16 protein-coding genes and 1 riboswitch are annotated in these 13,042 nt (G+C 74.5%); of the genes, 9 read left to right on the forward strand and 7 right to left on the reverse strand.

Annotation, left to right across the window (positions count from 1 at the left end):
* Nucleotides 1–54: 54 nt before the first annotated feature.
* The 3 genes from ABZ801_RS21335 to ABZ801_RS21345 are packed head-to-tail and all read right to left on the reverse strand — an operon-like array spanning nucleotide 55 to nucleotide 1,258.
* Entirely contained in the window at nucleotides 55–363 is a 309-nt protein-coding gene (locus tag ABZ801_RS21335) for a transcriptional regulator (protein ID WP_344940602.1), read from the reverse strand.
* Nucleotides 360–731: a hypothetical protein gene (locus ABZ801_RS21340; protein WP_360700225.1), complete on the reverse strand. Its 372-nt coding sequence runs from the start codon at nucleotides 729–731 to the stop codon at nucleotides 360–362. Before ABZ801_RS21340 ends, ABZ801_RS21335 begins: the two co-directional genes overlap by 4 nt.
* The gene (locus tag ABZ801_RS21345; RefSeq protein ID WP_360700228.1) at nucleotides 710–1,258 is read right to left on the reverse strand and encodes a MarR family transcriptional regulator; all 549 of its coding nucleotides are present in this window, start codon (nucleotides 1,256–1,258) and stop codon (nucleotides 710–712) included. The genes ABZ801_RS21340 and ABZ801_RS21345 overlap by 22 nt, the downstream gene beginning before the upstream one ends.
* Nucleotides 1,259–1,362: 104 nt before the next feature.
* Between ABZ801_RS21345 and ABZ801_RS21350 the strand changes: the two genes are divergently transcribed.
* Nucleotides 1,363–2,826 (forward strand): MFS transporter, encoded by a 1,464-nt coding sequence (locus ABZ801_RS21350; RefSeq protein ID WP_360700231.1) that lies wholly within the window; start codon nucleotides 1,363–1,365, stop codon nucleotides 2,824–2,826.
* Nucleotides 2,827–2,863: 37 nt separating this feature from the next.
* Here ABZ801_RS21350 and ABZ801_RS21355 read toward each other — a convergent pair whose 3' ends face one another.
* Nucleotides 2,864–3,433, reverse strand: coding sequence for a hypothetical protein (locus tag ABZ801_RS21355; protein WP_360700234.1), 570 nt, complete (start codon nucleotides 3,431–3,433; stop codon nucleotides 2,864–2,866).
* A 4-nt stretch (nucleotides 3,434–3,437) separates the two neighbouring features.
* Between ABZ801_RS21355 and ABZ801_RS21360 the strand changes: the two genes are divergently transcribed.
* The 4 genes from ABZ801_RS21360 (at nucleotide 3,438) to ABZ801_RS21375 (ending at nucleotide 6,500) form a co-directional block, all read left to right on the forward strand.
* Nucleotides 3,438–3,758 carry a hypothetical protein gene (locus tag ABZ801_RS21360; RefSeq protein WP_360700237.1) on the forward strand — a complete coding sequence of 107 codons (321 nt, stop codon included), beginning with the start codon at nucleotides 3,438–3,440 and terminating at the stop codon, nucleotides 3,756–3,758.
* A gap of 313 nt (nucleotides 3,759–4,071) precedes the next feature.
* Complete coding sequence (locus tag ABZ801_RS21365; protein ID WP_360700240.1) at nucleotides 4,072–5,223, forward strand: hypothetical protein; 1,152 nt, start codon at nucleotides 4,072–4,074, stop codon at nucleotides 5,221–5,223.
* Nucleotides 5,224–5,262: 39 nt separating this feature from the next.
* A complete protein-coding gene (locus ABZ801_RS21370) occupies nucleotides 5,263–6,024 on the forward strand; it encodes a peptidoglycan DD-metalloendopeptidase family protein (RefSeq protein ID WP_360700243.1) in 762 nt (253 codons plus the stop codon).
* Nucleotides 6,025–6,194: 170 nt separating this feature from the next.
* The gene (locus ABZ801_RS21375; RefSeq protein ID WP_360700396.1) at nucleotides 6,195–6,500 is read left to right on the forward strand and encodes an aldo/keto reductase; all 306 of its coding nucleotides are present in this window, start codon (nucleotides 6,195–6,197) and stop codon (nucleotides 6,498–6,500) included.
* A gap of 9 nt (nucleotides 6,501–6,509) precedes the next feature.
* Here the strand turns inward: ABZ801_RS21375 and ABZ801_RS21380 are convergent, their stop codons facing one another.
* Nucleotides 6,510–7,271, reverse strand: a complete 762-nt coding sequence (locus tag ABZ801_RS21380) for an SDR family oxidoreductase (RefSeq protein ID WP_344940632.1) — start codon at nucleotides 7,269–7,271, stop codon at nucleotides 6,510–6,512.
* Between the two features lie 123 nt (nucleotides 7,272–7,394).
* Nucleotides 7,395–7,458, forward strand: a riboswitch (cobalamin riboswitch).
* Nucleotides 7,459–7,541: 83 nt separating this feature from the next.
* On the opposite strand from ABZ801_RS21380, the gene ABZ801_RS21385 reads away from it, so the two are divergent.
* From ABZ801_RS21385 to ABZ801_RS21400, 4 genes are read left to right on the forward strand one after another with little or no spacing between them, the layout of a single operon-like run.
* Nucleotides 7,542–8,492: an ABC transporter substrate-binding protein gene (locus tag ABZ801_RS21385; protein WP_360700247.1), complete on the forward strand. Its 951-nt coding sequence runs from the start codon at nucleotides 7,542–7,544 to the stop codon at nucleotides 8,490–8,492.
* Nucleotides 8,493–8,505: 13 nt separating this feature from the next.
* Nucleotides 8,506–9,552: an iron ABC transporter permease gene (locus ABZ801_RS21390; protein ID WP_360700250.1), complete on the forward strand. Its 1,047-nt coding sequence runs from the start codon at nucleotides 8,506–8,508 to the stop codon at nucleotides 9,550–9,552.
* On the forward strand, nucleotides 9,549–10,337 hold the full coding sequence (locus tag ABZ801_RS21395) for an ABC transporter ATP-binding protein (protein ID WP_360700253.1): 789 nt from the start codon (nucleotides 9,549–9,551) through the stop codon (nucleotides 10,335–10,337). Before ABZ801_RS21390 ends, ABZ801_RS21395 begins: the two co-directional genes overlap by 4 nt.
* Nucleotides 10,334–11,020 (forward strand): adenosylcobinamide amidohydrolase, encoded by a 687-nt coding sequence (locus tag ABZ801_RS21400; RefSeq protein WP_360700256.1) that lies wholly within the window; start codon nucleotides 10,334–10,336, stop codon nucleotides 11,018–11,020. The genes ABZ801_RS21395 and ABZ801_RS21400 overlap by 4 nt, the downstream gene beginning before the upstream one ends.
* Nucleotides 11,021–11,132: 112 nt before the next feature.
* On the opposite strand, the gene ABZ801_RS21405 is transcribed toward ABZ801_RS21400, so the two are convergent.
* Both ABZ801_RS21405 and ABZ801_RS21410 read right to left on the reverse strand, forming a co-directional pair.
* Complete coding sequence (locus ABZ801_RS21405; protein WP_360700259.1) at nucleotides 11,133–12,359, reverse strand: chromosome segregation ATPase; 1,227 nt, start codon at nucleotides 12,357–12,359, stop codon at nucleotides 11,133–11,135.
* A gap of 64 nt (nucleotides 12,360–12,423) precedes the next feature.
* Nucleotides 12,424–13,029, reverse strand: a complete 606-nt coding sequence (locus tag ABZ801_RS21410) for a TetR/AcrR family transcriptional regulator (protein ID WP_360700262.1) — start codon at nucleotides 13,027–13,029, stop codon at nucleotides 12,424–12,426.
* Nucleotides 13,030–13,042 lie beyond the last annotated feature (13 nt).

Consider the following 13,042-nt stretch of genomic DNA (forward strand, 5'->3'; position numbering starts at 1 on the left):
GGCGGCCGGTCCAGCCAGCAGCCTGCCCCTTGCCGCGGCCGGGAAACCCGGGACTCAGCGAACGGCCGCGTCGCCTTCTCCCACGATGGCGCGCAGTGCCGCGACGTGCGCGCGATACGCGGCGCGGCCGGCGGGGGTCAGCGAGAGCCACACCCGCTGGCGGGTGTCGCGCACGGCCTTGGTCTGCTCCACGTAACCCGCGTCCATGAGGACGGCGACGTGCTTGCTCAGCACCGAGGCGCTGACCCCCAGGCGGTCGCGGACGACACCGAACTCCACCCGTTCCGCGGGGTCCAGCAGCGCGCAGATGCGCAGCCGGTTGGGCGCGTGGATGGTGGCGTCGAACCCGTCGCCGCCGGTCATTTCGCCGTCCGGACGCGCCGGGCGTGCCGGCGCCCGTAGCCGATCGCCCAGCAGGCGAGGACCACGCCGGCGACCGCCCAGACGCCGCTCCACCGGTCGTCCAGCAGCTCGCAGGCCAGCACCGCCACGGGGAGGGGCGCGCCCAAGGCCACGCCCTGTCGCGCGGTGAGCCTGCGCGGCTCGATCCCGGCGTCATCGACCTTGGGGATGCCGACGCACAGGACCCGCACGTCCCCGGCGCTCGCGGGGCGGTGGACCGTGCAGGCCCGGGAGGTGTCCTGGGTGTGGATGTCGTACAACGGGCCGTACGCGGCGTGCCGGTCGCCGGCCGGGGCCCGCGGGTGGCTCAGCCCGGGCCCTCGGAGCAAGGCATCTGACGGTGCTCGGCGTGCGCGAGGAAGTCGTCGACCATGCGGTTGAACAGGACGGCGAGCTGCTCGCGCTGCGGCGGCGGCCATTCGGCGAGCGCGTCGTGCATCCACTGCCGTCCCACCTGGCGGATGCGGTCGGCCGCGTCGCGTCCCCGCGCGGTCAGCCCGACGCGGAAGGCGCGGTGGTCGTCGGGGTCGGGCAGGCGTTCCACGTACCCCACCTTGACCAGCCGCTGCACCTGGCGGGTGACGTGCGAGGGCTCGACCGCCAGCCGGCCGGCCACCTCGCCGAGGCGCAGCGGCTCGGTGTCGGACAGCAGCCGCAGGACCGGGACGGCCGCGCGGTCGACCGGCACCCCGGCCTCGGCCATCACCCGGCCGTGCTGGCGGCTGCGGTTGAGCAGGTAGGAGATCCGGGCCAGCGCGCGCTCGATCTCCATCACGTCGGCCGGCACCGGAGGCACCCCGGCGCACGGGGCGGGCCGGGCGGGGTCGACGGCTTGTACGGGCCGTTGCGTGGACATGCCTCCCATCCTATGAATTATTTGCTTAACTTAAGCAAGTTGTATCGCGCCCGCGGTTCGACCGCGCCCACCCCGGCGCTCTATGCCATCCGGCAGGAGGTCTCATGTCAGGCACCGGTACCAAGGGGACCGGACCGGTCAAGCTCACCGATCACGCGGAGGCGGGGACGGCGCGCGCACCGGCCGCGCTCACCCTGCTGGCGCTGGCCGTCGCGGGGATGGCCGTCTCCGTGCAGCAGACGCTGGTGCTGCCGCTGCTGCCCCGGCTGATGAACTCCTTCCAGGTGTCGGTGTCGGCGGTGACGTGGGTGTTCACGGTGTCGTTGCTGGCCGGGGCGGTCGCCACCCCGTTGCTGTCGCGGTTCGGCGACATGTACGGCAAGAAAAAGATGATCATGGTGACGCTGGGGCTGCTGGTCGCCGGGTCGGTGGTGTGCGCACTGTCGACCTCGCTCGGCGTGCTCATCGCCGGGCGGGCGCTGCAGGGCGCCTCGGCGGCGCTGATCCCGCTGGCCATCGGCACGATCCGGGACGCCTTCCCGGCCGACCGGGTCACCACCGCCATCGGGATCGTCAGCGCGACGATGGGCGTGGGCGGCACCATCGGCATGCTGTTCACCGGTGTGATCGCCGACCACACCACCAGCCACCACCCGGTGTTCTGGACGGCGGCCGCGCTCGGCGCGGGCGCGCTGGTGCTGGTCGCGGTGTGCGCCCCGGCCGGGGGCGGACGCACGGGCGGCAGGCCCGACGTCCTCGGCGCGCTCATGCTCGGTTCCTGGCTGGTCTGCCTGCTGCTCGGCATCAGCCAGGGCAACTCCTGGGGCTGGGGCTCGGGCCGGGTCGTCGGCCTGTTCATCGCGGCGGCGGTGCTGTGCGCGGCGTGGGTGGCGGTCGAGCTGACCGTCCGCGAGCCGCTGGTGCGGCTGAACCTGCTGGTCGGCCCCAGGTCGCTGTCGGCGAACCTGGCCTCGCTGGTGCTCGGCTTCTCGATGTTCGCCGCGTTCACCTTGGTCTCCAACTTCGTGCAGACGCCCGAGGAGCGGGTGGGCTACGGGCTGAGCGGCTCGGTGCTGGACGTCGGCCTGTACATGCTGCCCAGCACCTTCACCATGCTGATCTTCTCGGCGCTGGCCGGGCGGTTCGAGGCCCGGCTCGGCGCCGCGTACACACTGTCGATCGGCTCGGTGTTCGCCGCGCTCAGCTACGTGTGGCTGGCCCTGTTCAACGACTCGGTGGCCGACATGCTGGTGTTCAGCGCCGTCCAGGGCATCGGGTTCGGCATCGCGTACGCGGCGCTCGGCACCCTGGCCGTGCAGCACGTCCCGATGCACCAGAGCGGCATCGCCAGCGGCATCAACTCGCTGGTCCGCACGGCCGGGGGCAGCACGGCCAGCGCGGTGACCGCCTCGGTGCTCACCGGCAACGTGATCCGGGGCACGTCGGTGCCGAGCCTGCACGGGTACGTGCTGTGCTTCGTGCTCGCGGCGATCGGCGCGGGGTTCACCGCCGTCGTCGCGGCCCTGCACGGCCTGCGGCACGGCCGCCGCGCCACGGCGGCCGCCTGACCCGGCGGCCCGCCCGGCCCCCGGCTCGCCGGGCCGCCTAGGACGCCGCCGGGGTCGGCGAGGGTGATCCGCCGCCGCGCTGCGGGAGCAGCGGACGGCAGGTCTCCAGGGCCTTGGCCACCGTGGGGTCGGACGTCTTCACGTCCGCCACACGGGTACCCTCGGCCGCCTCGGCGCCGTTCTTGGACATGCAGTCGCGGAAGGCCGCCGGCACCTCGCCGTCCGGCGGCCCGCCGTTACCGCGCCGTCCGTTCGGCGGCGAGGGACGCAGCGAGGCGCACGCCTGGAACGCCTCCTGCTGCTCGGCCGACAGCGAGGCCATGCCACCTCCGGGGCCGCCGGTGGGCCGTCCGGACGGGGTGCCCTGCGCCCGCTGACCCGCTGGACGCTGCGGCAGGTCCACCCCCCGCTTCCGCAGGCACTCCTGGAAGGCACTGCGATCACCGGCCTGACCCCCCTGAGCGGGGGCGCCGTAGCCACCGCCGGGCATGCCCGCACGGGCCCCGCCGGCGAACAGCCCGCCGCCGACCCCGCCCGAGCCCCACCGCTCGTGCGCCAGGACGCCGCCGAGGAAGCCGGCGGCCAGCAGGACCGCGCCGACCAGCACAAGGGTGAGGGACGGGCCGGCAGCGCTGGGAGACCGCACCGGAAGCGGGAAGCGTGTCGATCGACTATTCGATCTGGACGATCCCCGGTCGCCGGGGCTCGGCAAGGACGGCCGGCCGTATTTCCCCGCCCACGCCATCGACCTGACGCATGACGAATACGTCACCCTGTCGATGGACTTCCGGGCTGAACGGGCCGCCCACCGCTGGGCCGTCTCGCTGGACTACAACGACAAACGCGGCAGTGCGCACATCTTCGTGCGCGGTATGGCCGCTAGATCCCTGAGCAGCGCGCCGGTGTTGTCGACGTGGACGGTGTGCCCCTGACCGGCCCGGCAGGAAATACCGGGTCGACTAACGGTCGAACTTTCCCGCGGAGGGATATCACGTGCGTTGATCCCGGGAGGCGGTTCGGGGCGGTGGGTGAACGGGTGGGCGCGGCGTGGTTAAGCAGGGCGCGCCGGTCGGTGAAAGTCGGGGCCGCCGTGCCGGGTGGGCCGGCGCTTAGGAACGTTCCTAGCTGGAGCGGGTGCACGGTAGCCGAAATACGAAGGTTGCTTTCGTAAATCTTTCACGCTTGCCGAGACGATCACTCGCGCTCACTCTCTTGGTCATGCTCCCGCTGATCCGTAAGGGAACCGTGGCTCTCGGAGTCGTCGCGTCCCTCGTCGCCCTGCCCGCCACCGCGGAAGCGGACACCGCCTGGACACCGGACCTGTCGGTCATCGACAGCGACGATGTCAACGTCCGTCACGACGGTCACGCCCTCCGTCTCCGCGACAACCGCACCGGACCCGCCTCCCTGGACGGTGCCGTCGCCTCGGGCCTGCTCCTCCTCGCCCCCAAGGACCTGCCGGAACCGGTCAACCGGGTGAGCGCGCAGGTGTCGGGCGCCGGAACCGTCGAGGTGCGGGCGCACCTGGGCGGCACCGCGTGGACCGAGTGGCATCCCGCCGGGCAGGTGCTGCCCGCCTCGTCCAAGCGGATCCAGGTGCGGGTGGTGCTGTCGACCGCCCCCGGCGGCGCCTCCCCCGCGGTGTCGTCCGTGCGGCTCACCGGCGAGCAGGTCGCGCAGCGCCGGGTCGCGGCCGCGGCCGCGCAGACGTACCGGATCTACGCCACCCGCGAGGGCCTGGTCGGCGGCACGACGGCCAACGGCCACGTCATCACCACCAGGGACCACTTCGTCGCGCTGCCGTCCCGCCGGGGGCTGTCGGCCAACAACGCCGGCGAGTACTCGGTGCGCGTGTGCACGACGTCGGGTTCGCGTTGCGAGTACGCGCCCGTGTGGGACGTCGGCCCCTGGAACACACGCGACGACTACTGGAACCCGTCGTCCGTCCGGCAGATGTGGACGAACCTGCCCCAGGGCAAGCCCGAGGCCCAGGCCGCCTACCAGGACGGCTACAACGGCGGCAAGGACGAGTTCGGCAGGACGGTCGCCAACCCCGCGGGCATCGACCTGGCCGACGGCACCTTCTGGGACGGGCTGCGGCTCACCGACAACTCCTGGGTGAACGTCACGTACCTGTGGACGGGCAGCGGCCCCAAGGGCGTCGTCCGCACCAACGGCACGCCCCTGAACGTGCGGTCGTCCGCCAGCACCTCCGCCGGCATCGTGGGGCTGGCGGCCAACTACGCCAACGTCGTCGTCGAGTGCCACGTCCGGGGTCAGACGGTCACCGGCACGTACGGCACCAGCGATCTGTGGAACCGCATCGGCCCAGGCCACTTCGTTCCCGACGTCTACCTCTACACCGGGTCCGACAACCCGGTGGCCCCCGCCTGCTGACGTAGTCGCCCCCGTCCGACGAGGAAACGGAGCCGTCCCATGAGAGTGCCCGCACGCTCGACCGCCGTCCTGCTCGCCGCCGCCCCCGTCCTGGCCCTGCTGCCCGCCACCCCGGCGATGGCCGCGCCCGCGTTCCAGATGCCGTTCCCCTGCGGGCAGGTGTGGTCGGGGCAGACCCGCACCAACCACAGCCCGGCCAACTCCGTGGACTTCAACCGCACCAACGACGAGGGCGACGCGGTCACCGCGTCGGCGGCGGGCACCGTCGCCCGCGTGGAGAACACCGGCAGCACCAGCTACGGGCTGTGGATCGAACTGGACCACGGCGGCGGCTGGCGCACCCGGTACGCGCACCTGTCCGGCGAGTTCGTCACGGTCGGGCAGAGCGTGGCGGCCGGGCAGCAGATCGGCACCGTGGGCACCACCGGCGGCTCCACCGGCCCGCACCTGCACTTCGAGCAGCGCCTCAACGGCGTCGACCAGAAGATCACGTTCAACGGGTCGCAGATCACCTACTGGGGCACGGCCAACTACACCAGCCGCAACACCTGCATCGGCCCGTCCGGCACGGTCAACACCTCCGGCATCGCTCTGACCGTCCGGTCCAGCGCGAGCACCAGCGGCTCGTCGATCGGCTCGGTGCCCGACGGCGGGACGGTGTTCATCTCCTGCTACCGGCGCGGCACCTCGGTCACCGGCACGTACGGCACCAGCGACATCTGGAACAAGGTCGGCGCCGGGTACATCGCCGACGCCTACGTCTACACCGGCTCCGACAACCCGGTGGCACCCGCCTGCTGACCCCGGCGCCTCGCGCCCGTAGGGTCCGCCTTCGCCGCGACGGCGGCCGGCTCACCGCCGCGATCCCCGGTGGGCCGGCCGCCGTCGTCCGCAGCGGCCGCCGATGATCAGCGGGGGCGGAAGCCGTCGAACATGAACGACAGCGTGCGGGTGCGCGTCGCCTCGTCCCACTGGCCGCGTTCGGCGGCCAGGCAGGCGGCGGTGAGCAGGGCCGGCAGGTCCGGCATGGCCAGGTCGCGGCGGAGCTGGGCGCCGCGCCCGCGGCGGTGGCGATGGCCTGGGTGCGGGGCCGGCCCGGTGTCACGTCGGTCATCGTGGGGCCGCGCAGCGTGGAGCAGCTGCGCGGGAACCTGGACGGCCTGGCGCTGGACCTGCCCGCCGAGGCCGCCGCCCGCCTGGACGAGGCGTCCCGGTCCACGACCATCTCCCCCGTCAACGGCATGAACGACCCGACCCGGTCCGCCTTCCGGCCGTGACGTCCGGGGCTAGTCGATGGTGTGGCCGCCGTTGACGGTGACGCGCTCGCCGGTGATGAAGCCGGACGCCTCGGAGGCCAGGAAGCAGACGGCGGCGGCGACGTCCTCGGGGTCGCCCATGCGGCCGAGGGGCACCTCGGCGGTGTAGGCGGCGCGGTCCTCGGCGGGGACGTCGGCGTGCCGCTCGACGGGGATCCAGCCGGGCGCGACGAGGTTGACGGTGATGCCGTGGCGGCCGAGCTCGCGCGCCCACGACCGGGTCAGCCCGATCTGCGCGCCCTTGGCGGCGACGTAGGCGGACATGCCGGGCAGCGCGCGTTCGAACATGTCCGAGCCGATCTGGATGACCCGGCCGCGTCCCCGCTCCTTCATGCCGGGCAGCACCGCCTGCAGCAGCAGGGTCGGGCTCTTGACGAAGAACCGCAGCTGGTCCAGGTGGGCCTCCCAGGTGAGGTCCTCCACGGCGACCTCCGGCTGGGGACCGGTGGCGTTGACGACCAGCACCTCCACCGGGCCCAGGCGTTCGGCGACCCGTTCCACCAGGCCGGACACCTCGGCCTCGTCGGTGACGTCGGCGGCGAACGCCTCGGCGGCGCCGCCCGCCGCGCGGATGTCCCCGACCACCCGCCGGGCCTGCTCGGCGCCGGACCGGTAGCAGACCGCGACGGCCCACCCGTCGGCCGCCAGCCGCCGCGCGATGACGGCGCCCAGCCCGCGCGACGCCCCGGTGACCAGCGCGACACCCTGCCGCCCGTCCTGTTCCCCAGCCACGAGCACTCCCCACCCGTCGTCGATCACGTTCGCGGGGCCGACGATAGCCCAGGGACGGACGTCCGTTGCCGGAAGCGGACGAACGGCTGATAACGTGACCGGTCGAGCGCGCGACGGAGCGAAGTCCGGTGTGATTCCGGCGCTGTCCCGCAACTGTGATGGCCGTGCCCCGCACGGCCGAGCCAGGTCGCCTCCCGCGCGCGGATGACGTCGACCCTCGCGGAAGGGCGGCCCGTCGCGGGCGGCCCCTCCGCCCCCCTGGAGGCTCCGTTGAGACCGCTACGTGCCCTGGGCGCGGCCGCCCTGACCGTCGCGCTGACGCTGACCGCGGCGTGCGGCGGCGCGAACGACGACACATCGTCCGGCCGGGACGGCGGGGACGGCGCCGCGATCACCGTCCAGGCGGCCAACGGCACCGTCACGCTGCCCGGCGTGCCCAAGCGGATCGTGTCGCTGTCGCCCACGCACACCGAGACGCTGTTCGCCATCGGGGCAGGCCCGCAGGTGGTGGCGGCCGACGAGTACTCCGACCACCCGGCGAACGCGCCGAAGACCAAGCTGTCGGGGTTCAAACCGAACGCCGAGGCCATCATCGGGTACAAGCCCGACCTGGTGGTGCTGTCGGACGACATGGACGGCATCGTCAAGGCGCTGGAGAAGGTCAAGGTGCCGGTGCTGCTGGAGCCCGCCGCCACCCGCATCGAGGACGCCTACGACGAGATCATGGACCTGGGCACGGCCACCGGCCGCGCCGAGCAGGCCCGCAGGCTCACCGACGACATGCGCCGCCGGATCCAGCAGACGGTGGACTCCGCCAAGAAGGCCGCCGCCCCCGGCGGCGAGCCGCTCACCTATTACCACGAGCTGGACGAGCAGCTGCACACGGTGACGTCCAAGACGTTCGTCGGGCAGGTGTACGGGCTGTTCGGCCTGCGCAACATCGCCGACGACGCGCAGTCGTCGGCGGGCGCCTACCCGCAGCTGTCGCGCGAGCACCTGCTCAAGAGCGACCCCGACCTGGTGTTCCTGGCCGACACCAAGTGCTGCGGGCAGAGCGCCGCCACGGTGGGCGAGCGTCCCGGCTGGGCCGGGCTGGGCGCGGTGAAGCGCAAGAACGTCGTGGAGCTGGACGACTCCATCGCCTCCCGCTGGGGTCCGCGGCTGCCGGAGTTCGTGAAGGTCATCGGGGACGCCGTGCAGAAGTCGTCGGCGGCGCAGTGAAGCCGTCGCTTCGGTGAGGACGCAGGAGGCGGCGCGGCTGCGTCCCGTGCCGCTGGCGGTGACCGTGCTGGTGCTGCTGGCGGCGATGCTGGCCGCGCTGCTCATCGGGCCCGCCGGCCTGCCGGTCGCCGGGGTGCTGAAGGCGCTGGCCGACCGGCTGCCGTTCGTGCACGTCGACTCGGGGCTGGCCGCCGTCGACCAGAACGTGCTGTTCGAGCTGCGGCTGCCCCGGGTGCTGCTGGGCGCGGTGGTGGGCGGGCTGCTGGCCGTCGCCGGGGCGGGCTACCAGGGCGTGTTCCGCAACCCGCTGGCCGACCCGTACCTGCTGGGCGCCGCGGCCGGGGCGGGCGTCGGCGCCACGCTGGTGATCGTCGTGCTGTCGGACCGGCCGACGCTGGCGGTGCCGCTGGCGTCGTTCGCCGGGGCGGTCGGCGGGGTCGCGCTGGCATACGGGCTGGGCAGCACGGCCGGACGCGGCGGCGGGTCCGGCACCGCGACTCTGGTGCTGGCGGGCGTGGCGGTGTCGTCGTTCCTGGCGTCGGTGCAGGCGTTCCTGCAGCAGGCCAAGGCGGAGGAGCTGCAGCGGATCTACTCGTGGATCCTGGGCGGGCTGGGGTTGGCCGACTGGCCGACCCTGGCGATGATCGCGCCGTACGCGGCGGTGGCGGTGGTGACACTGCTGCTGCACGGGCGGCTGCTGGACGTGCTGAGCGTCGGCGACGAGGAGGCCGCCTCGCTGGGGCTGTCGGCGGCGCGGGTGCGGCTGACCGTGCTGGCCGCCGCGTCGCTGGCCACCGCGTGCGCGGTGGCGGTCAGCGGGCTGGTCGGGTTCGTCGGCGTCGTGGTGCCGCACGTGGTGCGGCGGCTGGCGGGCGGCTCGTACCGGATCGTGCTGCCGCTGTCGCTGCTGGGCGGCGCGGCGTTCCTGACCGTCGCCGATCTGGTGGGCCGCACGATCGTGGCGCCGGGCGAGCTTCCGCTCGGCGTGGTCACCGCGTTCGTCGGCGGCCCGTTCTTCGTGCTGGTGCTGCGCGCCGTCCGCGGGCGGGCGGACACGTGAGCGTCTCGGTGCGCGACCTGGACGTCGACCTGGAGGGGCGGCCCGTGCTGCGGGGCGTGTCGCTGGAGGTGCCCGCCGGGGCGTGGACGGCGATCATCGGTCCGAACGGCGCGGGCAAGTCCACGCTGCTGCGGGCGGTGCTGGGGCTGGTGCGGCCGCGCGGCGGCACGGTGAGCGTCGCCGGCGCGGACCCGTGGTCGCTCAAGCCGCGACGCCGCGCCCGCCTGGTGGCCTACGCGCCGCAGAACCCGAACCTGCCGCCGGGGATGACGGTGTTCGACTACACGCTGCTGGGCCGCTCCCCCTACATCCCGCATCTGGGCCGCGAGAGCGCCCGCGACCGGGCGGTGGCGGCGCAGGTGCTGGAACGGCTCGACCTGACCGGCCTGGCGGCGCGTCCCCTGGACCGGTTGTCGGGCGGGGAGCGGCAGCGGGTGGTGCTGGCGCGGGCGCTGGCCCAGCAGGCGCCGGTGCTGCTGCTGGACGAGCCGACGACCGCGCTGGACATCGGCCACCAGCAGCAGGTGATGGACCTGGTGGAGCGGCTGCGGCTGGACGACGGGCTGACCGTGCTCACCACGATCCACGACCTGACGCTGGCCGGGCAGTACGCCGACGCGCTGGTGCTGCTGTCGGACGGCCGGGTCGCGGCGTCCGGCCCGCCCGGCGAGGTGCTCACCGGCGAGACGGTCGGCGCGCACTTCGGTGCCCGGGTGCACGTCGCACGGGGCCCGGACGGCCGTCCCGTGCTGTCCCTGGAGCGCTCCTCCGGTGAGGACCGATGAGGCTGGAGACGCACTGGCGGGAGGAGGACGGCGCGCGCCTGGCGGCGACGGTGTGGCGGACGGGGGCGGGCCTGCGGGCGATCTCCTCGGCGCTCCTCGGCGGCGGGATCGGGCCGGTCGGGTGGGTGCTCAACGCGCAGGTGCCCGGCGGGTACGCGCGCCTGGATCCGCAGGCGCACCTGCGTGAGCTGGCGGACGCCTACGGGTTGCGGGGACGCGGCGTCGCCATGATGACCGCCGCGCCCGTGGGCCGCACCGTCCAGGCCGAGGACGAGGGCGTGGCGGTGTCCGCGACGGTGGGGCTGCGCGTCCCGACGTGGGCGGCCGCGCCCGCGGACGCCGCCGACCCCGAACTGGCGCCCGTCCACCTGGACGGGACCGTCCCCGGGACGATCAACATCGTGGTCGCGGTACCCGTGCCGCTGGGCGACGCCGCCCTGGTCAACGCGGTCGTCACCGCCACCGAGGCCAAGACGCAGGCGCTGCTGGAGGCGGGCTACTCCTGCACCGGCACCGCGTCGGACGCGATCTGCGTGGCCGCGCCCGTGGTGCCGGGGTCCGGCGGTGAGGAACCGTTCGCGGGGCCGCGTTCGACGTGGGGGGCGCGCGTCGCCCGCGCCGTGCACGCCGCCGTGCACGCGGGGGCCGTCGACTACACGGCGCGGCTGCGCGAACGGGGCTGAACCGCGGCCGGTCGCACAAGGCGGCCGGCCGCCGCGCCGTCCCGGTACGGCGCGGCGGCCGGTCTGACAGGGCCAGTGCTCTGCGGTAGGGGCCTCACCTCCTCCTCGTCGTTCAGCCCGCGTGGGGAAGCCGGAATCCGTTCAGGGAGTGCAGCCCGGTGGGCGGTTCCGGCTCGGCGGCGGGTCGGGTGCCGTTGACCGGGCGGCCGCCGGCGGTTCGGCCGGCGGGGGCGTCCGGGACGGCGGAGCCGGTCAGCGCGTCGATCTGGCGGCGGGCGCGTTCGGCCTCGGCGCGGGCCGCGTCGCGTTCGCCGGTCAGCGCGGTCAGCGCGGCGCGCAGCTCGTCGACGGTGCGCGACAGCTGCCAGTTCTGCTGCTCGCACTCGTGCAGGCGCGCCTGCATCTGGTCGCGGTCGGCCACGGCCTGCCCGCGTTTGGTCTCGGCCTCGTGGAGGGCGGCGCGCAGGTCGTCGGCGGCGCGGCGGGCGGCGGCGGCCTCGATCCGCTGGCCCTCCACGATCGTCTCCGAGTCCGACAGCCGCGAGTGCAGGGTGACCAGCTCGGCGCGGGCCGACTCCAGCGCCGCCAGCAGCTCGCTCTCGCGCTCGACGACGCGGTCGCGTTCGTGCTCGGCGGCGAGCCCGGCGGCGGCGGACCGCTCGGCGGCCTCGCGGGCCTCGGCGGCCTCGCGGCGCGCGGCGTCGCGTTCGGCGGCGACGCGGTCGGTCTCCTCGCGGGCGGCGGCGGCCTCGCGTTCGGCGGCCTCCATCCGCTCCTGGGCGGCGGCGGCCTGCCGCCAGGCGGCCTCGGCCTGCCGCTGGGAGGCGTCGCGTTCCTTCTGCGCGACCGCGATGCGGGCGGCGGCCTCGGCGTCGGCGTCGGCGATGCGCCGTTCCACCCCGGCGACGCTCAGCTCGGAGGCCAGCGAACCGGCCAGCCGCCCGACGGCCTCCTCCATCCGTTCGACGATCTCCCAGGCCCAGGCGACCTGCCCGGTCAGCCCCGGGGTGTCGCGGCCGCGTTCGCGGCGCCGGCGGGCCTCGGCGGCGCACGCCCCGTCGCCGTCCTGGCAGTAGCGCACCGACCAGGTGCCGGGCACCGGCTGCGGGACGGGCCTGCCGCAGTTGGCGCACGGCCACACCTCGATGGAGTTCGCCGCCCGCGCCGCCGTCCGCGCGGGTGACCGTCCGGCGCGTTCGGACCAGTCGGCGCCGGCCACCTTGACGTCGGTCGGCGTCTCCGGCCGGGCGTCGTCGTCCGGGGACGTCGACGCGTGCGCCGCCCTGCGACGACCGTCAGCCGAACCGTTACCGAGGGGCGCCACCTTCTGGTCCGTCATGCCCAGTCGTACGCACCGCCCGCCCGCGCCGTTCAACGCCCACCGGAACGACTTCCCAGGGCCGCTAGGAGACCTGGTGGAGGGCGGCGCGCGCCATCGCGTACAGCAGGTCGCCCATCGCGGAGCGGTCCACGGCCGCGGCGCTGTAGGGGGTGGAGTTGAGCAGGCCGAAGCAGGCGTGCACGGCGGCGCGTGCGCGGTCCTCGGGGGGCGGGGCGTCGGGACGCATGCGGCGCAGCACGCCGACCCACTCCTCCACGTACGCGCGCTGCAGGCGGCGGATCTGGTGGCGCTGCGGCTCGGGCACGTTGTCCAGCTCGCGTTCGTGGACGGTGATCAGCGCCGGGTTGTCGAGGGCGAACGCGATGTGCCAGCGCAGCAGGGCGTCCAGGGCCCGGGCGGGGTCGGGGTCGGCGGCGCGCCGCGCGCCCTCGGCCCGCAGCCGCTCGCTGATGTCGAGCAGCATCTCGGCCAGCACCGCCTCCTTGCCGCGGAAGTGCCGGTAGAGGGCGGGGCCGGTGAGCCCGACCGCCCGGCCGACGTCGCCGATGGAGGCGCCGTGGAAGCCGCGCCGGGCGAACAGTTCGGCGGCCGCGGCCAGGATCTCCGCCCGGCGCGGGGAGGTCACCGTCGCCCGGCCGCCCGCGGGGCGCACGGGTTCCGAGGTCATGAGGGAAGTGTAG

This window comes from Actinomadura sp. NPDC047616 (genome assembly GCF_040642915.1).
In the GTDB taxonomy this organism is placed as follows: Bacteria; Actinomycetota; Actinomycetes; order Streptosporangiales; family Streptosporangiaceae; genus Spirillospora; species Spirillospora miaoliensis.